The 22,963-nt window shown below is 41.0% G+C and carries 20 protein-coding genes and 1 riboswitch; of the genes, 14 read left to right on the forward strand and 6 right to left on the reverse strand.

Features of this window, described 5'->3' with window-relative positions:
• Nucleotides 1-6: 6 nt before the first annotated feature.
• From ileS to C1A09_RS06650, 6 genes are all read right to left on the reverse strand, one after another.
• The gene (gene ileS / locus C1A09_RS06625) at nt 7-3,495 is read right to left on the reverse strand and encodes an isoleucine--tRNA ligase (protein ID WP_101542868.1); all 3,489 of its coding nucleotides are present in this window, start codon (nt 3,493-3,495) and stop codon (nt 7-9) included.
• 396 nt (nt 3,496-3,891) lie between these two features.
• Nucleotides 3,892-5,424 carry a carbon-nitrogen hydrolase family protein gene (locus tag C1A09_RS06630; RefSeq protein WP_101542869.1) on the reverse strand — a complete coding sequence of 511 codons (1,533 nt, stop codon included), beginning with the start codon at nt 5,422-5,424 and terminating at the stop codon, nt 3,892-3,894.
• A gap of 153 nt (nt 5,425-5,577) precedes the next feature.
• The gene (gene xylE / locus C1A09_RS06635) at nt 5,578-7,053 is read right to left on the reverse strand and encodes a D-xylose transporter XylE (protein ID WP_101542870.1); all 1,476 of its coding nucleotides are present in this window, start codon (nt 7,051-7,053) and stop codon (nt 5,578-5,580) included.
• A gap of 115 nt (nt 7,054-7,168) precedes the next feature.
• Nucleotides 7,169-8,485, reverse strand: a complete 1,317-nt coding sequence (gene xylA / locus C1A09_RS06640; protein WP_101542871.1) for a xylose isomerase — start codon at nt 8,483-8,485, stop codon at nt 7,169-7,171.
• Nucleotides 8,486-8,511: 26 nt separating this feature from the next.
• Complete coding sequence (locus C1A09_RS06645; protein WP_101542872.1) at nt 8,512-9,999, reverse strand: xylulokinase; 1,488 nt, start codon at nt 9,997-9,999, stop codon at nt 8,512-8,514.
• A gap of 31 nt (nt 10,000-10,030) precedes the next feature.
• Nucleotides 10,031-10,762 (reverse strand): NUDIX hydrolase, encoded by a 732-nt coding sequence (locus tag C1A09_RS06650; protein WP_101542873.1) that lies wholly within the window; start codon nt 10,760-10,762, stop codon nt 10,031-10,033.
• 391 nt (nt 10,763-11,153) lie between these two features.
• On the opposite strand from C1A09_RS06650, the gene fabD reads away from it, so the two are divergent.
• The 14 genes from fabD to C1A09_RS06720 all read left to right on the forward strand — a co-directional run bounded on the left by fabD (nt 11,154) and on the right by C1A09_RS06720 (nt 22,951).
• Complete coding sequence (fabD, locus tag C1A09_RS06655) at nt 11,154-12,041, forward strand: ACP S-malonyltransferase (RefSeq protein ID WP_101542874.1); 888 nt, start codon at nt 11,154-11,156, stop codon at nt 12,039-12,041.
• An 88-nt stretch (nt 12,042-12,129) separates the two neighbouring features.
• The gene (locus C1A09_RS06660; protein WP_101542875.1) at nt 12,130-12,657 is read left to right on the forward strand and encodes a HEAT-like fold family protein; all 528 of its coding nucleotides are present in this window, start codon (nt 12,130-12,132) and stop codon (nt 12,655-12,657) included.
• Between the two features lie 88 nt (nt 12,658-12,745).
• Nucleotides 12,746-12,837, forward strand: a riboswitch (TPP riboswitch).
• Between the two features lie 68 nt (nt 12,838-12,905).
• On the forward strand, nt 12,906-13,103 hold the full coding sequence (thiS, locus tag C1A09_RS06665; protein WP_101543001.1) for a sulfur carrier protein ThiS: 198 nt from the start codon (nt 12,906-12,908) through the stop codon (nt 13,101-13,103).
• Between the two features lie 26 nt (nt 13,104-13,129).
• A complete protein-coding gene (locus tag C1A09_RS06670; RefSeq protein WP_101543000.1) occupies nt 13,130-13,771 on the forward strand; it encodes a thiamine phosphate synthase in 642 nt (213 codons plus the stop codon).
• Nucleotides 13,772-13,786: 15 nt separating this feature from the next.
• Nucleotides 13,787-14,563, forward strand: a complete 777-nt coding sequence (locus C1A09_RS06675) for a thiazole synthase (RefSeq protein ID WP_101542876.1) — start codon at nt 13,787-13,789, stop codon at nt 14,561-14,563.
• Between the two features lie 42 nt (nt 14,564-14,605).
• Complete coding sequence (thiC, locus tag C1A09_RS06680) at nt 14,606-16,297, forward strand: phosphomethylpyrimidine synthase ThiC (protein ID WP_101542877.1); 1,692 nt, start codon at nt 14,606-14,608, stop codon at nt 16,295-16,297.
• Nucleotides 16,298-16,369: 72 nt separating this feature from the next.
• Nucleotides 16,370-17,506 carry a 2-iminoacetate synthase ThiH gene (gene thiH, locus C1A09_RS06685; RefSeq protein ID WP_101542878.1) on the forward strand — a complete coding sequence of 379 codons (1,137 nt, stop codon included), beginning with the start codon at nt 16,370-16,372 and terminating at the stop codon, nt 17,504-17,506.
• Nucleotides 17,507-17,513: 7 nt separating this feature from the next.
• Nucleotides 17,514-18,209: a HesA/MoeB/ThiF family protein gene (locus tag C1A09_RS06690; RefSeq protein ID WP_101543002.1), complete on the forward strand. Its 696-nt coding sequence runs from the start codon at nt 17,514-17,516 to the stop codon at nt 18,207-18,209.
• A gap of 39 nt (nt 18,210-18,248) precedes the next feature.
• The gene (locus C1A09_RS06695) at nt 18,249-18,842 is read left to right on the forward strand and encodes a thiamine phosphate synthase (protein ID WP_101542879.1); all 594 of its coding nucleotides are present in this window, start codon (nt 18,249-18,251) and stop codon (nt 18,840-18,842) included.
• Nucleotides 18,843-18,873: 31 nt separating this feature from the next.
• A complete protein-coding gene (gene thiD, locus C1A09_RS06700) occupies nt 18,874-19,671 on the forward strand; it encodes a bifunctional hydroxymethylpyrimidine kinase/phosphomethylpyrimidine kinase (protein WP_101542880.1) in 798 nt (265 codons plus the stop codon).
• Nucleotides 19,672-19,782: 111 nt separating this feature from the next.
• Nucleotides 19,783-20,904: a DUF362 domain-containing protein gene (locus tag C1A09_RS06705; protein WP_101542881.1), complete on the forward strand. Its 1,122-nt coding sequence runs from the start codon at nt 19,783-19,785 to the stop codon at nt 20,902-20,904.
• Nucleotides 20,905-21,054: 150 nt separating this feature from the next.
• Nucleotides 21,055-21,564 carry an ECF transporter S component gene (locus tag C1A09_RS06710; RefSeq protein WP_101542882.1) on the forward strand — a complete coding sequence of 170 codons (510 nt, stop codon included), beginning with the start codon at nt 21,055-21,057 and terminating at the stop codon, nt 21,562-21,564.
• Nucleotides 21,565-21,588: 24 nt separating this feature from the next.
• Complete coding sequence (locus tag C1A09_RS06715; protein WP_101542883.1) at nt 21,589-21,984, forward strand: phosphoribosyltransferase; 396 nt, start codon at nt 21,589-21,591, stop codon at nt 21,982-21,984.
• A complete protein-coding gene (locus C1A09_RS06720; protein ID WP_281258223.1) occupies nt 21,938-22,951 on the forward strand; it encodes a DUF362 domain-containing protein in 1,014 nt (337 codons plus the stop codon). Before C1A09_RS06715 ends, C1A09_RS06720 begins: the two co-directional genes overlap by 47 nt.
• Nucleotides 22,952-22,963: the final 12 nt, after the last annotated feature.

Below are 22,963 nucleotides of genomic sequence, written 5' to 3' on the forward strand. Positions count from 1 at the left end.
TAGTAGTTATTCTTTTACAACACTTACATATAACTTGAAATCGTCGAATTCTAATTCCACACCATTTTCTACGTTATCTGCCAATGTCAATGAGATCCCTAATACTTGGTTACAAATATAATCTTTATATTCGTTTACCGCATCATCTGTTTGCGGATTTTTCGATAAAGTAATCTTTATTTTATCCGTAATCTCGAAACCGCTTGACTTACGGATATTCTGAATACGGTTTACCATCTCACGTGCAATACCTTCACGACGAAGCTCTTCAGTAACGGTAACTTCTAAAGCAACGGTCAATTTCCCCTCATTAGCAACCAACCATCCCGGAATATCCTCACTGAATATTTCCACATCGGAAGTTTCTATAACAGCTTCCATATCATCCAGGTTTAATGTATAAGAACCTTTTCTTTCCAATTCAGCAATAGCTTCCTGTGACATTTCCGCTACAGCAGTAGCCACAGCTTTCATTTGCTTTCCGAATTTTGGGCCAAGTTTCTTAAAATCGCACTTTACTTTCTTAACTAATATACCCGCAGCACCATCTACGAACTTGATTTCCTTCACGTTCACCTCGTTCATGATAAGCGCTTTCACAGCTTCGATGTGAGCACGCTGTTCTTCGTCCACTACCGGTATCATGATACATTGCAGGGGTTGACGAACTTTGATGTTTACTTTACGACGCAATGCCAACACCATAGATGTAACGTCTTGCGCCATCTGCATACGGACTTCCAGTTCCTTGTCAATCATTTCCTCCTTATATTCGGGGAAAGTGGCAAGATGAACCGAAACTACATTATCACGACCTGTTGCTGCAATCAAGTCCATATACAGCTTGTCCGCATAGAACGGAGCGATGGGCGACATCAATTTAGCAACAGTTTCCAAGCAGGTATAGAGCGTTTGATAGGCAGACAACTTGTCCTGAGTAAATTCACCACCCCAGAAACGTTTACGGTTCAGACGAACGTACCAGTTGGAAAGGTTATCGTTTACAAAGTCAGAAATAAGACGTCCAGCTTTTGTCGGCTCATATTCATTATAGCAAGTATCCACCTCTTTCACTAACGTATTCAGCACGGAAAGTATCCAACGGTCTATTTCCGGACGTTCCGACATCGGCACATCAGCTTCTTTGTATTCAAATCCATCCACATTGGCATAAAGAGAGAAGAAAGAATACGTATTATATAAGGTACCGAAGAACTTGCGGCGCACCTCTTCTATGCCGTCCACGTCGAACTTCAAGTTATCCCACGGTGAAGAATTGGTTATCATATACCAACGCAACGGGTCGGAACCATATTTCTCAATGGTAGAGAAAGGGTCTACCGCATTGCCCAGGCGCTTGGACATCTTGTTGCCATTCTTGTCGAGCACCAAACCGTTAGAGATTACAGCCTTGTAGGATACACTATCGAAAACCATCGTAGCGATAGCATGCAACGTGAAGAACCATCCACGCGTCTGGTCTACACCTTCGGCTATGAAATCGGCAGGATACACCTGATGGCTATCCAGCAATTCCTTATTCTCGAACGGATAGTGAATTTGCGCATAGGGCATGGAGCCGGAGTCAAACCATACGTCAATCAAGTCCGATTCACGCTTCATCGGCTGTCCGTCTTTAGAAACGAGAACGATATCATCCACGTAAGGACGGTGAAGGTCTATCTTATCATAGTTTTTTTCGGTATATTCACCCGGTTGGAAGCCATTGTCCTTGTAAGGATTAGATTTCATCAGTCCGGCGGCTACAGCCTTCTCAATTTCATTATAAAGTTCTTCTACAGATTCGATGCACTTTTCTTCACTGCCATCTTCCGTACGCCAGATGGGCAACGGAGTACCCCAGTAACGAGAGCGGCTCAGGTTCCAGTCATTCAAATTTTCCAGCCACTTGCCGAAACGTCCCGTACCGGTACTTTCCGGTTTCCAGTTGATGGTCTTGTTCAATTCCATCATGCGCTCCTTGCAAGCGGTACTGCGGATAAACCAGCTATCCAACGGGTAATATAATACCGGTTTGTCTGTACGCCAGCAGTGCGGATAATTGTGCACATGCTTCTCTATTTTGAATGCCAGATTACTGGTCTTCATCATCATGCAGATTTCGATATCCAATGACTCGGCAGCTTGTGCAGCCTGTTCATCGTACTTTCCGTCTATCGTAAATTGCGGATCATAAGCGTTTTTCACCCACTTGCCCTGATAGGCCTGGTAAGCTTCTACATCGACGCATGCCTTTACAAAAGCCTCATCCAGCTCATCCAATAAATAGAATTTACCAGTAAGGTCTACCATGGGACGGGTCTCTCCTCTCTTGTTAATCATAAACAAAGAAGGTATTCCGGCAGCACGAGCCACGTTAGCATCGTCGGCACCAAAGGTTGGGGCAATATGCACGATACCCGTACCGTCTTCAGTCGTCACATAATCGCCGGGGATTACACGGAAACCTTTATCGCTGACACTCCAATTGCCATCTTCGGTAACGTTGATAGGTTTCACCCACGGAATGAGTTGTTCGTATTCCATGCCTACCAAATCCGTACCTTTATATTCGGCTACCACCTTAAACGGTATTAATTTATCGCCGGGTTTATAATCCTCTAATGCAAGTTCTTCCGCTTTTTTATTGAAGTGGGTATAGAGCAATGGCTTTGCCAATACTACGGTCATTTTCTCACCTGTATATCCATTGTAAGTCTGCACGGCTACATAGTCAATCTTCGGACCTACGCAAAGCGCCGTATTTGAGGGCAATGTCCACGGAGTAGTAGTCCACGCAATAAAATAAGGAGTACCCCACTCTGCCATTTCAGGCTTCGGGTTCTTCATTTTGAATTGTCCTACTACCGTTGTATCTTTTACATCCCGATAACAGCCGGGTTGGTTCAGCTCGTGTGAACTCAATCCCGTACCTGCAGCCGGAGAATAAGGCTGTATGGTATATCCTTTATAAAGAAGTCCTTTTTTATAGAGTTGTTTCAGGAGCCACCACAAGGTCTCGATATACCGATTATCGTAGGTAATATAAGGGTTCTTCATATCCACCCAATATCCCATCTTGTGCGTCAGGTCTTCCCATTCTTTGGTAAATTTCATGACGTCCTTACGACAGGCGGCATTATATTCGGCAACAGAAATAGTCTTACCAATATCCTCTTTTGTGATACCCAGTGCCTTTTCCACACCCAGTTCCACAGGAAGTCCGTGCGTATCCCATCCGGCTTTACGCTTCACTTGAAAACCTTTCATGGTTTTATAGCGGCAGAAAATATCTTTAATGGAACGAGCCATTACATGGTGAATACCCGGCATACCATTAGCCGAGGGAGGTCCTTCGAAAAATACGAAAGAAGGACAACCTTCACGTTCTGTCATACTCTTGGCGAAAATCTGGTTTTCGTCCCATTTCTTCAACACTTCCTTGTTTACTTCCGAAAGGTCAAGCTTTGAATATTCGGCAAACTTCTTACCCATCTTTTTATTTATGATTTAACTATTTACGATTGAAGATAATCCTTATACTTTTCACACATAAAAGGCTATCCTTCTTATTTTAAGGGTGCAAATTTACAAAAAAGTTAGAGAAAAGAGATTTTTGAATAAATATTTTTATAATACTCAGTCCTCCCACCGCTACTTTCAGCATCCCGTTCTCCGATGACCAAGGAAAAAGACGCCTAACGTTAAATCGTTCCATCATGAAGGAACAAAACTTTCTCCATGGAAGAATAAAACTTTTCTCGTGGTGGAATGATTTAATGTTAGACAACAAAGACACTGATCCCTCCAAAGAAACAACCAGATATTTACTGCATGTACGCTTAATAATCCTTCTGAATAATCCGTGTAGTCTGTAGTGAGGAAAACTCTCTATCTTTTCATTCGCACTTCATACAGGTCTCCTCTCCTGTCTTTCAAATTACGAACACTTCCATAAGTATGGAGTTCATTCAACAAATCCAAATCAACATCAGAAACAAGAATCATTTCAGTATTCGGGGTTGCCTCAGCACGCTTTCCATCTGTAGGAAATGCAAAGTCACATGGAGTAAACACTCCGGACTGGGCATACTGGATATCCATATTGTGTACACGCGGCAAATTACCAACGCTACCAGCTATCACCACAAAACATTCATTCTCGATAGCACGAGCATGAGCACAAACCTTCACACGAGAGTAAGCATTCTGAGTATCAGTAAGAAAAGGTACGAACAATATTTGCATGCCTTGATCTGCCATAATACGGGAGAGTTCGGGAAACTCTACATCATAACAGATCAGTACACCGATTTTAGCACAATCAGTATCGAATGTTTGTAAAGACTTGCCACCACTCAATCCCCAACTTTTTATTTCATCAGGAGTGACATGTAGTTTCTCGTACATTTCATAACTTCCATCACGACGACAAAGGAAACCTACATTATAAAGAAGTCCGTCTTCTTTGATAAGCGGCATACTACCTGTAATGATATTGATATTATAACTGATAGCCAATTTCACAAAACGTTCTCTAATTTCTTCGGTATAAGCCGCCAGTCCACGGATGGCCTGAGATTCGCCTTCATTGTTAAACTTAGCCATCAACGGAGCATTGAAATATTCGGGGAAAAGCACGAAGTCACTTTTGTAATCCGACACTGCATCCACAAAAAATTCAACCTGCTCAAATAAGTCATCGAGTGTTTTATAGGTACGCATTTGCCACTGTACCAATCCCACACGTACAGTAGTTTTAGGATTTACATATTCTTGTGTAGGTGCTTGATAGTAAATATTGTCCCATTGCAACAGGCAAGCATAATGCTTGGATTCTTCGTCATTAGGAAGATAATTACGCATTACCTTGCGTACGTGAAAGTCATTACTCAACTGGAATGTCAACACAGGATCGAATATCTCTTTCTGTCTTACCTTATCTATATATTCCTTAGGACGCATTTGGTCAGCGTACTTATAATAATTAGGGATACGTCCGCCAAACATAATAGCTTTTAGATTTAGTGTCTCGCAAAGTTCCTTACGGTATTCGTACATACGGCGTGCTAAACGCAAGCCACGATATTGGGGATGAATAAAAACCTCAATACCATACAATATATTACCTTTTGGGTTATGTGTATTAAAAGTTTCCTTACCGGTTACCTGCGCATAAGTATGATCGTTTTTTACATCATTATAATTCACAATGATAGAGAGTGCGCAACCAACAATCTTTTCATCTACTACTGTTACAATCTGTCCTTCGGGAAAAATACGAATTAACTTTTCTATCTGTTTGTGTGTCCAAAACACATCGCTACCGTCTGAATAGACGCGCGTAAATGATTGTGCCAACTGGTCGTAATCTTCTATTTGCAGATTACGTATTTGCACCTTATTAATTTTCATTTCATCCATTACTTTCTTGCTTCCTGATTAAAAAACACCGCAAAGTTACGGTTTATACCTACATGTTGTCTTCCAAGACTTGAATTTTCTTATTTCAAAAGAAAAAGGTGTAACCGATACATATCCAGATACACCTTTTTTCAGAATAAAACATCTGTTTTTTTATTTTCTATTCTTCCATAATTTGGTCATATCTTCCAATGTCTTGCCTTTCGTTTCAGGAACAAGTTTCCAAACGAAAATGGCAGCCACCACACAGATAATACCATATAAGACATAAGCAAACATATGCCCGAACTTATCACCCATTTCTCCGAGACGCATATTGTACATCGGTAGGAAAGTAGATGAAACAATGAAATTAAAAATCCATTGGAAAGCAACTGCTACAGCTACTGCCGCACCACGAATGGTATTCGGGAATATTTCTGCAATCAACACCCAGCAAATCGGTCCCCAGCTGAACATGAAAGAAGCGCTATAAATCATAATACTGACGACTGATATAATAGGTGGAAATCCTATCACAATGTTGCAAAGAGCCACACCGAATGCACCAATTGCCATACCGATAGAACCGGAAATAAGTAACGGCTTACGTCCCCATTTCTCTACAGTGAAAACAGCCAACAATGTGAAGAGAATATTAACAATCCCCATAAATACAGTCTGTACCATTGGAGTTGCCATACCCATCGTATCGAAAATACGTGGAGCGAAATAAAGTACAGCATTAATACCGACAGCTTGTTGGAATACACTCAACATAATGCCGATAAAGATAACCATCCATCCGTAAGTAAAGAGTTTTTCTGTCTTCTCTTCAGTAGTAACTTTAATCTGAGCCAGAATAACTTTTCCCTGGGCAAATCCGTTGATACGACTCAATACATTCAATGCCTTTTCATCTTTACCACACATAGCAAGATAACGCGGCGTTTCAGGAACGAATAATACCAATAATGCAAATAAGCCGGCAGGAACAGCTTCGCTGACAAACATCAGACGCCAACCTGTTTCAGTAGTCCAAGCGGCAGCTTCAGGGTTCATAATCTGATTTACTCCATTTACCAAATCAATAACAGGATTGACATGACTACCCAAAATCAAGAAATTTACAAAATACACCACCAACTGACCGAAAATGATAGCAAACTGATTCCAGGAGACCAATGTACCACGGATATTACTCGGTGCAATCTCTGCAATGTACATCGGGCAGATGGCTGATGCCAGGCCAACACCTATACCTCCCAACACACGATAGAAATTGAAAGCTATTAAAAGAGAATAAGACGGAACACCATAATCGAAAAATAAGAATTCCGGCCAATATGAACCTAATGCCGACAAAAAAAAGAGAATACCAGCCATAAAAAGAGATTTCTTACGGCCAAGCCTGGATGCAAAGAAACCTGAAACAGCACTACCGATAATACATCCGATCAATGCACTGGATGAAGTGATGCCATGTATTGCGTCTGTATATTCAAAATCCGCTCCGATGAAGAAAGCCTGAAGTCCCTTTTCAGCACCGGAGATAACAGCCGTATCGTAACCGAAAAGCAAACCACCGATTACAGCTACAAGTACGATAGAAAAGAGATATATTTTGCTACCTTTTTCTGTATAATTCATAATATTGATTTAATTGGCAATTAACAATTGACGGTTGATAATGAAAGACTAAATAATTAAACCATTATAACCACATGGTAATTATTAATTATCCATTATCAACTATCTATTAATTTTAGCAATACATATTCACAATTGCCTCATACAATTCTTGTTTACCACTGATTTGTTTCGGTTCGCCATTGACTTTTGCATAAGCAACAAGATCCTCCAAGGTCAACTTACCCTCTTCAAACTCTTTACCCTTACCGCTGTCAAAGGATGCATAACGTTCTGCCAGCATCTTCTTATAGGGAGATTCTTCCAGCAACTTGGCCGCACTTTCCAATGCACGTGCCATAGCATCCATACCTGCGATGTGAGCAATGAAGATATCTTCAAGATCAGTAGAATTACGGCGAGTTTTAGCGTCAAAATTCGTACCACCATTGCCCAAACCACCGTTACGAATAATCTGCATCATGGCTTGAGTCAGTTCATAGTTATCAATGGGAAATTGGTCTGTATCCCAACCGTTTTGATAATCACCACGATTAGCGTCAATAGAACCCAGCATACCGTTGTCGACAGCCACTGCCAGTTCGTGTTCAAATGTATGACCGGCTAATGTTGCATGATTTACTTCAATATTTACTTTAAAGTCTTTATCCAAAGCATGAGCTTTCAAAAAACCGATAACAGTTTCTGTATCTACGTCATATTGATGTTTGGTTGGTTCCATCGGTTTCGGTTCAACCAAGAATGTACCTTTGAAGCCACGGGCACGGGCATAGTCACGGGCAATGGTCAGCATTTGTGCAAGATGTTCTTTCTCACGTTTCTGATCAGTGTTCAGCAAAGACATATAACCTTCGCGTCCACCCCAGAACACATAGTTTAAGCCACCTAGTTCAATGGTAGCATCAATTGCATTCTTAATCTGAACAGCAGCACGGGCTACAACATCAAAATCTGGGTTGGTAGCCGCACCATTCATATAGCGTTCATGACCGAATACATTGGCAGTACCCCACAATAATTTGATACCTGTTTCTACCTGCTTTTGCTTTGCGTAAACTACGATTTCTTTCAAATTAGCTTCGTATTCTTCAATGGTATCAGCTTCCGTGCAGAGGTCTACATCGTGAAAACAATAGTATTCGATCCCCATCTTCTGCATAAACTCAAAACCGGCATCCATCTTGTTTTTAGCAGCCTGAATTTTATCAGTATAGTCGTTCCAGGGGAAACTCTTTGTACCGCCACCGAATTGGTCACCGCCTTCTGCACAAAGTGTATGCCACCACGCCATTGCAAACTTCAACCAATCTTTCATTCTCTTACCCATGATAACTTTTTCTGCATCGTAGTAACGGAATGCCATCGGGTTCTTACTCTCTTTTCCTTCAAATTTAATCTTTCCTATTCCAGGAAAATACTCTTTTGTTGCCATAATCTTAAATATTATTTAAAAACTAATTATATAATTGATAACTCCAAATAAGTCTTCCATCTTGCATAAGCATCCGCATAAGCCTCACAATCAGCCAATTTCGGTTCTATTACCTCCAGTTTTTCAAGCGTGGCAAAAGCTTCATTATTATCTTTATAGATACCGGCACCCATACCGGCACCTTTGGCAGCTCCCACTGAACCGTCAGTATCATAAAGCTCAATCACAGCCCCCGTAACACCAGCCAAAGTTTCACGGAACAACGGACTCAGAAACATATTAGCTTTTCCCGCATGAATTTTCTGTACGGGAATGCCCATTTGTTCCATAATATCGATACCATACTTAAAGGAAAATACAATACCTTCCTGTGCCGCACGAATGATGTGCTGTTTTCCATGCAGGTTAAAGTTGACGCCATGAAGGGAGCAACCTATCTCCTTGTTTTCTAACATACGTTCAGCACCATTGCCGAAAGGTAAAATACTGATCCCCGCACTGCCGATAGGAACTTGTGCCGCCAATGTATTCATATCATTATATGATATTCCTTCGGGGGCAACCGTACGCTTCACCCAAGAATTCAAAATACCTGTACCATTTATACAAAGCAGAACTCCCAAACGGGTTTGTTCAACCGTATGGTTGACATGAGCAAATGTATTAACACGCGATTTCGGATCATAGTCTATTCCACCATTTACCCCATAAACAACCCCTGATGTTCCTGCGGTTGATGCTATTTCTCCGGGATTAAACACATTTAAAGAAAGCGCATTATTGGGTTGATCTCCTGCACGATAAGTAATCGGAGTACCTTCTTTCAATCCCAACTCTTGAGCCGCAATGGCATTTACACGTCCTTGTTCGGAAAAGGTAGGTTTGATATCTGCTATCAGGGATTTGTCGAAACCATAATAATCCATCAGGAAACCAGCTAATTGACCGTTCTTGAAATCCCAAAACATACCTTCTGACAATCCGGAAACTGTAGTACAGATAGTACCACTCAGTTTCATGGCGATATAATCGCCCGGTAACATGATTTTGTATATTTTTTCGTAGATAGCAGGTTCGTTCTCCTTTATCCACGCCAGTTTAGAAGCAGTAAAATTACCCGGAGAGTTCAACAAACGGGAAAGGCAAGCCTCCTCTCCCAACATTTCAAAAGCTTTTTGTCCGTAAGGAACAGCTCTCGAATCACACCAGATAATGGCAGGACGTAATACCTGTTGATTTTTATCTACACATACCAATCCATGCATTTGATAAGAAATTCCGATTGCCCTTATATCCGCCGCATTTACACCTGAATCATTCAAAACTGCTTGTGTAGCCAGTCTAAGGTTATCCCACCAATTTTCAGGATTTTGTTCCGCCCAACCCGGTTTCATAGCTATAATCTCCGCCTCTGTCTTAGGAAAGAAAGCAGAAGAAACACATTTACCGCTATCGGCATTTATCAAACTCGCTTTGACAGACGAACTGCCGATGTCATAACCTAATAAATACATATTAATTACAAATTACTGATTATAAAATTCTTCATCGTCGTACCTTATTATATATCTTCTTATCGAAACGATAATAACGAGCCGCCCGGTGAGCTACTCCCTGTTGGCGTTCCTCCAAAGGAACTACGTACTCCATTAAAGCTATCTTCTTATGAAAATTGCGCACATCTATCTGTTTCCCGTATAGCAATTCATATAGAGTACGCAACTGGGCCGCCGTAAATTTGCGAGGTAATAAATCGAACAAACAAGACGGATTGATTTCTACATACTGGCGTATATACGTCATAGCCTCCTTGATAATCAGATTATGGTCGAACGCCAAGATTTTAATATCCTGCATTGCTACCCAGCAAGCCTGATAATCATCCAATGCGCGACTCAATGCTCGGTCTATTTTTACCAAGGACAAATAAGCTATGGTAACAATACGTTCCACTTTGGATTGCATGGCACGCTCCAACCAATGTACATCTTTAGGATCTTTTGTACGGTCTTTAGAACCGAATGCCTTAAATTGCATGAGATTTACATTTTTCAGCCCGGTCAATTCGTTCAACACTCTTTTGGCTGCCTCATCTAAATCTTCATCCATATAAATTAAACTTCCGGGCAACTTCATATCATGGAATATTTCCCCTTCCTCTTCCCCCACACGTTTAATCAACAGAACTCTGAGTTGTTCTCCGTCAAAACCAATCACTACACAATCTACCGATATATGGTTGTTCGCCAATGGTGTTATCTGTTCCATGTTTTGCATAATATCTATATTTAAACGTTACAAATATAAATAGGTTTTTCAAATAACCAATATATAAAAATATATTTTTATTGTGTTATAAAACATTATTTATCAAATAAGTACATATCATATAAAATACAATATCATATTTACGTGTTATCATATAAAATACAATATGTATTTTAGCAATAGAAAAGAGGTTGCTATTGTATTGTACGTAACAAGTATGAAGTACTTTATTTATAAGGATTTCAATAAGCAACCATTATATCTGAAAGATTGTAGGGATATTGTATTATTAATGCATCTCCAACCCTATATTGCACAAAAAACTCTATTTGTGCGGTGAATATCAGAAAAACCTTTACCTTTGCGACACTTTTTAATTAAACACTAAAAAACAAGTAAAATGAAAGCATTTGTATTTCCGGGTCAAGGTGCCCAATTTGTAGGCATGGGAAAAGACTTGTACGAAAACTCGGCTTTAGCCAAAGAACTTTTTGAAAAAGCAAATGATATCCTGGGATATCGCATTACAGATATTATGTTCAACGGTACAGACGAAGATCTGCGCCAGACTAAGGTTACTCAACCTGCCGTATTCCTTCATTCCGTTATCTCCGCACTTTGCATGGGCGATGACTTTAAACCGGAAATGACTGCTGGACATTCACTGGGTGAGTTCTCCGCATTGGTTGCAGCCGGTGCTTTGAGTTTCGAAGACGGCTTGAAGTTGGTTTATGCCCGTGCCATGGCAATGCAGAAAGCTTGTGAAGCACACCCTTCTACCATGGCGGCCATCATAGCCCTTCCGGATGAAAAAGTGGAGGAAATCTGTACTCAGGTAAATACCGAAGGCGAAGTTTGCGTAGCCGCCAATTACAACTGTCCGGGACAAATTGTTATCTCCGGTTCAATGGAAGGTATCAATAAAGCTTGCGAATTGATGAAAGTAGCCGGTGCAAAACGTGCTTTACCTTTGAAGGTTGGCGGCGCTTTCCACTCTCCGTTGATGAATCCTGCTAAAATAGAATTGGAAGCAGCCATTAATGCGACTGAAATTCATGCTCCCCAATGTCCTGTATATCAGAATGTAGATGCACTGCCCCATACTGACCCGGAAGAAATCAAGAAAAACCTCGTTGCCCAGTTGACAGCTTCTGTACGCTGGACTCAGACTGTGAAGAACATGGTGGCTGACGGCGCTACAGAATTCACAGAATGCGGTCCCGGCGCAGTGCTTCAAGGTCTTATCAAAAAAATTGCTCCCGAAGCAAATGCTCATGGCATTGCATAACTTTTAAACATACCATTATAATGAAGGTTGCTTTCCTTTTGGAAAGTGGCCTTTTTTTATACCTATCTCTGCCGAAAGATTGAGAACCATGAAAAATATAGATAAATTCAGAAACGCATTGGATGTATCCATCAATAAGTTATCTATAGATGCATTAGTACATGAAATCTGTAATAAACCGGAATACCTGAAAGACATGCATCAACTGATATCTGATGAAAAGCAAGCCGTCTCATGGCGAGCCATCTGGGTATGTGAGAAAGTGAGCGAATTGTACCCCAGCTGGTTTGCTCCATTATACAATGACATACTTCAAAGATTATTAGTTTGTCGGCACGAGGGTTCCAAACGCTTATTATTATCCATACTTTACAATATACCCGCCCCTACTCCTATTCCCGTCGATTTACTAAATTATTGCTTAGACCACATGTTGTCGCCCAAAGAAAGTATAGGTGTACAAGCATTATCCATCCGAATGGCATATAAACTTTGCAAGTTAGAACCGGAACTCCTGAAAGAGTTGCAACTTATACTTGAGAACACCGATACAGAGTATTATTCTAGCAGTGTCAGGAGCGCCATACGAAACATTTTTAAGAAAATAAAGAAGTAGTAGTTTCAGGAAACAAATTGTAATTCGATAAATAAAAAAAATCGGTTCTTTTGTTTTTTATGTCTGTATTTCCCTTACCTTTGCCATTGTAAAGACAAAGGGGTGCCCGGTCCGGGCTGAGATTATACCCTCGAACCTGATGCAGTTAGTACTGCCGTAGGAATTGAACATTATATTCTTCATATTTCCGCCTTAGCGGCGCTTCTTTGTATTTACTTCCATTATTGATTATTTACAATAAACAGAAAATGAAAGTATTAATAAACAACAAAGAAGTGGAAACAGCCGCTGTTACCCTTTTACAACTAACAGAAGAACTTTCCTTACCAGCGCAAGGTATTGCAGTTGCCGTAAACAACCGTATGATACCACGCACAGAATGGACAGACTATGTATTGTCCGCAGGTATTTCCATTGTCATCATAAAAGCCGTTTGTGGAGGATGAGGAATATGAAAAGTAAAAAAAACGAAATGAGAAACGGAACCCTACAGTTCATTACTCATTATACAGAACAATATACATATCTAGACTCCGTACGTATGGCTTTGGAAGGTGGATGCCGATGGGTCCAACTACGCATGAAAGACACTCCTATTGAAGAGATTCTCCCCATAGCCATAGAAACGAAAAAGCTATGTGAAAGCTATGACGCCACATTCATTATCGATGACCATGTAGAACTGATACAAGAAGTTCAAGCCGAGGGTGTACATCTTGGAAAAAAAGATGTGCCTATCGCCGAAGCACGCCGTATTCTCGGAAATAAATATATAATAGGTGGTACGGCAAATACATACGAAGACGTCAAAAACCTCTATTCTGCCGGAGCCGATTATATAGGTTGTGGTCCTTTCAGATATACCACCACTAAAAAGAACCTTAATCCGATACTGGGACTGGAAGGATACAAAAACATCATACAACAAGCGAAAAAAAACTCTATCAACCTCCCTATCATTGCCATCGGCGGAATAACCGTCGAGGACATTCCTGCCATAATGGCCACAGGTATCAATGGAATTGCCCTGTCAGGTAGCATCTTGCGGGCAAGTGACCCAATAGAAGAAATGAAAAAAATCATTTCAATCATCAAAAAGGAAGCAAGACAATAAACGAATTATACAGACATGGAAAAATTAATCATTGCGGGACGTGAATTCAGCTCGCGCCTGTTCTTAGGAACCGGAAAATTCAATTCAAATGAAGTGATGAAGCAATCGATATTGGTATCTGGCACAGAAATGGTGACGGTAGCCATGAAGCGTATCGAACTGGACAACCGGGAAGATGACATGTTGATGCATATCAAGCATCCTCATATCCAACTTCTACCCAACACCTCGGGAGTACGTAATGCCGAAGAAGCCGTATTTGCCGCCCAGATGGCGCGCGAAGCGTTTGGTACCAATTGGTTGAAACTGGAGATACATCCCGATCCGCGTTACTTACTTCCCGATTCCGTAGAAACCCTGAAAGCCACTGAAGAGTTGGTTAAACTAGGATTTGTAGTGCTTCCTTATTGCCAAGCAGACCCTACCTTGTGTAAACGTCTAGAAGAAGCTGGTGCGGCTACCGTCATGCCGTTGGGAGCCCCCATCGGTACCAATAAAGGATTACAGACCCGTGATTTTTTGCGTATCATCATAGAACAGGCCAATATTCCTGTTGTAGTGGATGCCGGTATCGGTGCACCGAGCCATGCCGCCGAAGCTATGGAAATGGGAGCTTCCGCCTGTCTGGTAAATACCGCCATAGCAGTGGCTGAAGAACCGGTAAACATGGCACAAGCCTTCAAGCAAGCCGTAGAAGCAGGACGCATGGCATACGAAGCGGGACTAGGATTGCAGGCTACTGATTTTGTGGCGGAAGCCAGTTCGCCGCTGACTTCTTTCCTGAATAAATAGAAGCCGATTATTTGATAAATAAGACTTTAAATTGTATCTGATATGAAACAAAAAATAAAATTCCCCCGTTCAGAAAAAGTGTATCTGTCGGGCAGTATTTATCCGGAACTTCGCGTGGCAATGCGTAAGGTAGAACAAATACCGAGTACAACATTCGTCAACGAAGAAAAAGTAATCACTCCCAATCCGGATATTTACATCTACGATACCAGCGGTCCATTCAGTGATCCAGCAATAAATATCGACTTAAAAAAGGGATTACCACGCCTACGCGAACCGTGGATACTCAGTCGCGGCGATGTAGAACAACTTCCAGAAATCACCTCTGAATACGGACGTATACGCCGTAATGATAAAAGTCTCGACTCCCTCCGTTTCGAACATATTACCCTACCATATAGAGCCAAAGAAGGAAAATGTTGTACACAAATGTATTACGCCAAGCAGGGCATTATCACGCCCGAAATGGAATACGTAGCTATCCGCGAAAACATGAACTGTGCCGAACTGGGTATAGAAACGTATATCACACCCGAATTTGTTCGCCGAGAAATAGCAGAAGGACGTGCCTTACTACCTGCCAATATCAATCATCCGGAAGCCGAGCCGATGATTATAGGACGCAGTTTTCTTGTGAAAATCAATACGAATATAGGAAACTCCGCCACCACATCGGGCATTGAGGAAGAAGTGGAAAAAGCACTTTGGAGTTGTAAATGGGGTGGTGACACGTTAATGGATCTCTCTACCGGTGAAAACATTCATGAAACTCGTGAGTGGATTATCCGTAATTGTCCTGTTCCCGTAGGTACTGTACCTATCTATCAGGCATTGGAGAAGGTAAACGGAAAGGTAGAAGACCTCACCTGGGAGATTTACCGGGATACTCTCATCGAGCAGTGTGAACAGGGAGTAGATTACTTCACCATCCACGCCGGCATTCGTCGTCACAACGCACATCTAGCGGATAAACGTCTGTGTGGAATTGTTAGCCGAGGTGGAAGTATCATGAGTAAGTGGTGCCTGATGCACGACCGGGAAAGTTTCCTTTACGAACATTTTGATGATATTTGTGATATACTGGCACAATATGATGTAGCAGTATCTTTGGGAGACGGATTGCGTCCAGGCTCTATATACGATGCCAATGATGAAGCACAATTTGCGGAACTCGATACGATGGGTGAACTCGTACTGCGCGCATGGGTAAAAAATGTACAGGCTTTTATCGAAGGTCCGGGACATGTCCCCATGCACAAGATTAAAGAAAACATGGAACGCCAGATAGAGAAATGCCATAATGCCCCTTTCTATACCCTCGGTCCACTGGTTACGGATATTGCTCCTGGTTATGACCATATCACTTCAGCCATCGGTGCAGCGCAAATAGGTTGGTTAGGTACTGCAATGCTATGTTACGTCACTCCCAAAGAGCACCTTGCACTGCCCGATAAGGAAGATGTACGTGTAGGAGTTATTACTTATAAGATAGCTGCACATGCTGCTGACCTGGCCAAAGGGCATCCAGGTGCACAAATCCGGGACAATGCATTAAGTAAAGCTCGTTATGAGTTCCGTTGGAAAGATCAGTTTGACCTTTCTTTGGATCCAGAACGTGCCCAAACGTATTTCCGTGCAGGACATCATACAGATGGGGAGTATTGTACCATGTGTGGACCCAATTTCTGTGCAATACGATTGAGTAGAGATTTAAGGATGAAAAAGAGTAAGTAAATGGTAGTTTTCTTTCACTACAGAAGATACAAAGAATGAAAAGAATTATTCAAATTTAAACCATAATACAATATGTTTTCAGACGAATTAGAAAAAATATCGTGGGAAGCGACAACGGAACGTATTCACACTAAAACAGATGCAGATGTACGCCGTGCTCTTTCCAAAGGATATTGTGATGTAGAGGATTTTATGGCACTTATTTCACCTGCCGCCATCCCCTATTTGGAAACAATGGCACGCTTAAGTAAAAAATATACAGAAGAACGTTTCGGTAAGACAATTTCCATGTTTGTACCTTTATATATAACAAACTCCTGTATCAATTCTTGCGTATATTGTGGTTTCCATATCAGTAACCCAATGCCGCGTACCATACTGACGGAAGAAGAGATTGTAAACGAGTACAAAGCCATCAAAAAACTAGCTCCTTTTGAGAACCTGCTACTGGTTACCGGAGAAAACCCGGCAAAAGCAGGGGTACCCTATATTGCTCGCGCCCTTGATTTGGCAAAACCTTATTTCAGTAATTTAAAGATAGAAGTAATGCCTTTGAAGGCAGAAGAATATGCCGAACTAAAAAGACATGGTATGAACGGTGTCATCTGCTTTCAGGAAACTTACCATAAAGCCAATTATAATATCTATCATCCTCGAGGCATGAAATCGAAATTTGAATGGCGTGTAAACGGTTTCGACCGTATGGGACAAGCTGGAGTCCATTCCATCGGTATGGGAGTACTTATCGGTTTGGAAAAAGAATGGAGAACAGACATCTGCATGATGGCGTACCATTTGCGTTATCTTCAAAAACATTATTGGAAAACAAAATACAGTGTCAATTTCCCCCGAATGCGTCCTTCTGAGAATGGAGGCTTTCAGCCGAATGTAGTCATGAATGACCGTGAACTGGCACAAGTGACCTTTGCCATGCGGATATTTGACCATGACGTAGATATCTCCTATTCTACCCGTGAACCGGCTGAGATAAGAGACCACATGGCTACCTTGGGGGTAACGACCATGAGCGCGGAAAGTAAAACGGAACCAGGCGGATATTACACATATCCACAGGCCCTCGAACAATTCCATGTGAGTGATGAGCGTAAAGCTGTAGAAGTAAATGCCGCATTAAAACGTTTAGGGCGTGAACCGATTTGGAAGGATTGGGATGTAAGTTTCGATTTAAAGAAATATGCAAGAAAATAATAAAATAATGAACCGATACGACAGACAAATCACCCTTCCTGAAATAGGTGAAGAAGGACAAAGGAAGATACAAAATGCACGTGTCTTGATAGTAGGTATAGGAGGACTTGGCTCTCCTATCGCACTATATCTGGCCGGCGCCGGCGTAGGAACCATCGGATTGATAGATGAAGATACCGTCAATCTCAGCAACCTCCAACGCCAGGTTTTATATATCGAAGATGAGATTGGGCAGTCTAAAGTAAAATGCGCTACACGCAGACTACAAGGTTTGAATAGTGACATCAAGATAGAAGCTTATCCTTTCCGGCTAACTGAAGAAAACGCAGATTTACTGATTGCGAACTATGATATCATTGTGGATGGATGTGACAATTTTACAACTCGCTACTTATTGAGCGACTCTTGTGCTAAAACAAATAAGCCATACGTCTATGGAGCTATTCAAGGTTTCGAAGGCCAAGTCTCCGTGTTTTGTCAGGATAGTGTTTTCAGAACTTATCGTAATCTCTATCCGGATGAAACAATAACATCGCAAATGCCGCCACCCAATAAATCTGTTATCGGAATCACTCCGGCTATTGTCGGGAGCATAGAAGCCAACGAAACACTGAAACTGATTTGCGGTTACGGTAATTTACTGGCTGGTAAACTATGGACTATTGATTTACGAACCATGCAATCGTATATTATTGACTTTTAAATTTCACCAATAAAAGTACTATAACTCCTATTACAGAATATGAAATTAATAGTTATCACTACCCCCTGTTTTTTCGAAGGAGAAGCTGAAGCTATCACTGCGCTATTCCATTCTGGATTACAAACTTTACATCTGCGCAAACCCGATGCTTCGATAGTAGAGATTGAAAGTCTTTTAAACAAGTTACCCCCTCAATACATGGAGCGTATCGTTACCCATGAACATTTTTGCTTGGTGTCCGATTATCATTTAAAAGGTATACACTTGAACAAGCGCAACCCACATATTCCCGAGAATTATTCAGGGCATATAAGTTCTTCCTGCCATTCTTTAAACGAGGTTGTACAACGTAAATCGACTTGCAATTATGTTTTTCTCAGTCCCATTTACGATAGTATTTCCAAAGCAGGTTATATTTCCGCCTATACACACGACAGTCTCCTACAAGCCTGCCAATCTCAAATTATCGATTCTCAGGTAGTGGCGTTGGGAGGTATCTCTGCAAAACATTTTCCAGAGATTCAATCTTTAGGTTTTGGAGGTGTAGCTATATTGGGTGATATTTGGAGCAGGACAGGAAATGATTTTATCAAATACTTCCAAAATCTCAGACGTCTCTCCCTATCTTATTAATAATATTCAATTCACAACTGATATAATAACGATGACTCCTCCCATCATACTTACCATTGCAGGTTCTGACTGTTCAGGTGGTGCAGGCATACAAGCCGACATAAAAACTATTTCTACACTGAAAGGCTATGCAGCTTCCGTTATCACTGCCATAACTGCACAAAACACAGTGGGCGTACAAGCGGTATACCCTCTTCCCGCTGATATAGTTAAAGCACAGATTAAATCTGTAATGGATGACTTACACCCTCATACTATTAAAATAGGTATGGTACACAATAGTTCAATAGTGTATGCCATTTCCCAATGTTTACAAAAGTATAAACCTGAAATTATAATTTATGATCCTGTTATGATTTCTACTAGTGGACGCCGCCTCATGACAGAAGAGACCATTCAGACTATCAAAGACAAACTCTTCCCCCTCTGTACTCTAATAACTCCAAATCTGGACGAAACAAGTTTCTTGTTGAATCAAACAATCACGGATATTAAGACAATGGAAAACGCAGCTTGCCGATTATCAGATAACTATCACACCTCGGTATTAATAAAAGGTGGACATTTAATCGGCAATGAAATGTGTGATATACTATACAACGAGGGACATATCCACCAGTTTAAACATCAAAAAATAGAAAGCCAGAATCTTCATGGAACAGGATGTACGCTTTCTTCTGCAATCGCTACTTTTCTTGCCAAAGGCAAAAGACTTGAAGAGGCTGTCCGCCAAGCTAAAACTTACATAAATATTGCTATCAGTAATGGTAAAGAGCTGCAAATCGGCCAAGGAAATGGTCCATTAGGACATTTTACATTTGAAGAATAACCTGTTTTATATTTTTATCCACTGTATTCATTAGCTTTTTAGTTACATACCTATTATTATTTAATTTTATCTATTATTTTTGCAGAAGCTATCACTATAAATAGGTATAATATGGAAAAAGCAAAAGTATATTTTTCAGACTTACGCACCTCTCCTACCTCTAATCTTTTGGATAAAATGGAACGCTTACTGAAGCGTGCAGGTATCGGTGAACTCCCTTTAAAGGACAACTTTGTAGCCATTAAAATTCATTTCGGTGAACCGGGAAATCTCTCTTATATTCGTCCCAACTATGCTGCACGAATGGCTAACCTACTCCGTAGCTACGGAGCCAAGCCGTTCCTTACGGATTGTAATACACTCTATAGCGGACGTCGTTCCAATGCGGTAGACCATTTACAGAGTGCCATGGAAAATGGTTTCAATCCCATATCTGCACAGTGTCAGGTAATTATCGGCGATGGTTTAAAAGGAACTGAGTATCGTGAGATCCCTTTGAATGGAGAATATTGTCCGGCACCTAAAATCGGTGCAGCCATTGCTGATGCCGATGTCGTTATCAGTATGAATCATTTCAAGGGACATGAACAAGCCGGTTTCGGAGGTGCCTTAAAAAATCTTGGAATGGGTTGTGCCAGCGTGGGTGGAAAGTTGGAGTTACATGCATCCTCCCAACCTAAGATTGATACCGGAAACTGCATCGGTTGTAATATATGCGTAAAGCATTGTGCCCATGATGCCGTGCATATGAATGCAGAACGGAAAGCGGAAATAGACTATGCGAAATGTGTAGGATGCGGTCAATGTGTAGCCCTCTGCCAACATGATGCTGCTGTAGTAAGTGATTGGGATACGTCCGAACGATTGAATTATAAGATTGCCGAATATTCTCTTGCCGTAGTAAAAGATAAGCCACACTTCCATATCAGTTTTATCATGAATGTTTCTCCAGAGTGTGATTGCTGGAACCATAATGACGCAGCTATCGTTCCCGACCTTGGAATTCTGGCATCAGCAGACCCGGTAGCTTTGGATATGGCATGTGTAGATATGGTTACCCAAGCTCCTATTTTGCATGGGAATAATGTTTTGGGTGAAGGTCATGAACATGAGGATCTACGTGGCTGTGATAAATTTCATATAATACATCCCGATACTGACTGGTTGGCAGGGCTTCGCCATGCTGAAAAGATAGGATTGGGAACTATGGAATATGAATTGGTAAAAATTTAAACCTTTTAAAGTTTATAAAGTCATAATTGAGTAGCGAGATACAAAAATTATAGGGTTTGAGACAAATCTGTAAAGAAGATGCCCGTTCATCCCTTAATTTTGTATTCTAATTAAAATAACGAATAAAAATTAACTCATATCATTGTACAAATGGAAACATCTGCTAAACTTTATTCTTTGCCTTTCGGCAACGTAAGAACTTATTTATTTGCTCTTTTATTTATTGTTGGAAATATTGCCCTACCGCAACTTTGTCATTTAGTACCGGCAGGTGGCCCAACATTGTTGCCTATTTATTTTTTCACATTGATAGCTGCTTATAAATATGGCTTCCAAGTAGGTCTGCTGACTGCCATATTATCTCCGGTAATCAATCATCTGTTATTTGCAATGCCTGCCGTAACTGTGTTACCGGCTATTCTGATAAAGTCCGGTTTGCTTGCAGGAGCAGCTGCACTTGCTGCACGTCATGTAAAAAGTGTTTCGCTGTTGGCTTTATTGGGAGTAGTCCTCTCTTATCAGGTTATCGGTACTGCTTTTGAATGGGCTTTGTGTGGTGACTTTTTCCTTGCTGTTCAAGATTTCCGTATGGGTATTCCGGGTATGTTAATTCAGTGGTTCGGTGGCTATGCATTACTGAAAGTAATAGCTAAAATCTAAAAAATAATTTAACCCATAAATTCAATGGCTAAGACAATGGAGGAAGTGTTGGAACGTTTCCGCACCATCGAGTTTCACGATGATTTTGATATGATTGTGGCAATTGCAAATGGCGGAATCGTTCCGGCAGGTATCATTAACCAACGTTTACAAAAGGAAGTACATCTACTCCGTATCAACCTAAGGGATGAATATCAACATCCTAAGTATGATGCACCTCAGTTGTTGGCACCCGTTGACTTTGAATTTAGAGGGAAAAACATACTACTGGTAGACGATCGCATAAAGACTGGTTCTACTATTCGGTTAGCGTGCGAATTACTAAAAGATGCTCATATGATTAAAACATTCGCAGTAAATGGAACGGCAGACTATGCTTTGTTTGACGAAACATGTTTTAAATTTCCGTGGATATTGTAGAATAAAAAGAGAATTTAAAGTTAAAAAGGATATGGACAGAAGAGATTTCCTGAAAACATTGGCAGTTACGGGAGCAGCTATGACTATACAACGCATAGAAGCGATGGATATACTGACACAAACGCTAACAAATACCGGTGATAATAAGGTAGACCTCGTAGCTGTAATGGGGGGTGAACCGGAAGTAATGTTTCGCCGTGCCATTACCGAACTGGGTGGTATGAAAAATTTCATCAAACCGGGACAGAAAGTAGCAATAAAACCTAATATCGGTTGGGATAAAGTACCGGAACTGGCAGGAAATACAAATCCTAAATTAGTTGCCGAGATTGTAAAGCAATGCTTTCAAGCTGGAGCCAAAGAGGTTACCGTATTCGATCATACCTGTGATGACTGGCAGAAATGTTATAAGAACAGCGGTATTGAAGCAGCTGCCAAAGCCGCGGGAGCCAAAGTAATGCCTGCACATCTGGAAAGTTATTACCGTGCGGTATCTCTACCTAAAGGTAAAAAAATGAAAAGCGCCAAGGTACATGAAGCAATCTTGAATAGTGATGTGTGGATCAATGTTCCAATTCTAAAAAATCACGGTGGTGCCAATCTGACTATATCCATGAAAAACCATATGGGTATTGTATGGGATCGTGGTTATTTCCATCAAAACGATTTGCAACAGTGTATTGCCGATATCTGTACATTACAGAAAAAGGCTGTACTGAATGTGGTAGATGCTTATCGCATTATGAAAACCAATGGTCCACGTGGACGTTCTGCATCTGATGTAGTATTGACTAAAGGTTTGTTTATCTCTCAAGACATCGTTGCTGTAGACACGGCTGCAGCCAAATTTTTCAATCAAGTTCGTGAAATGCCTCTTGACAAGGTAAGACATCTGGCTAATGGGCAGGCATTGAATGTAGGTACAATGAATTTGGATAAGCTCAATATCAAACGTATCAAGATTTAATTAAGACAGTAC

Source organism: Bacteroides cutis (assembly GCF_900241005.1).
Classification (GTDB): Bacteria; Bacteroidota; Bacteroidia; order Bacteroidales; family Bacteroidaceae; genus Bacteroides; species Bacteroides cutis.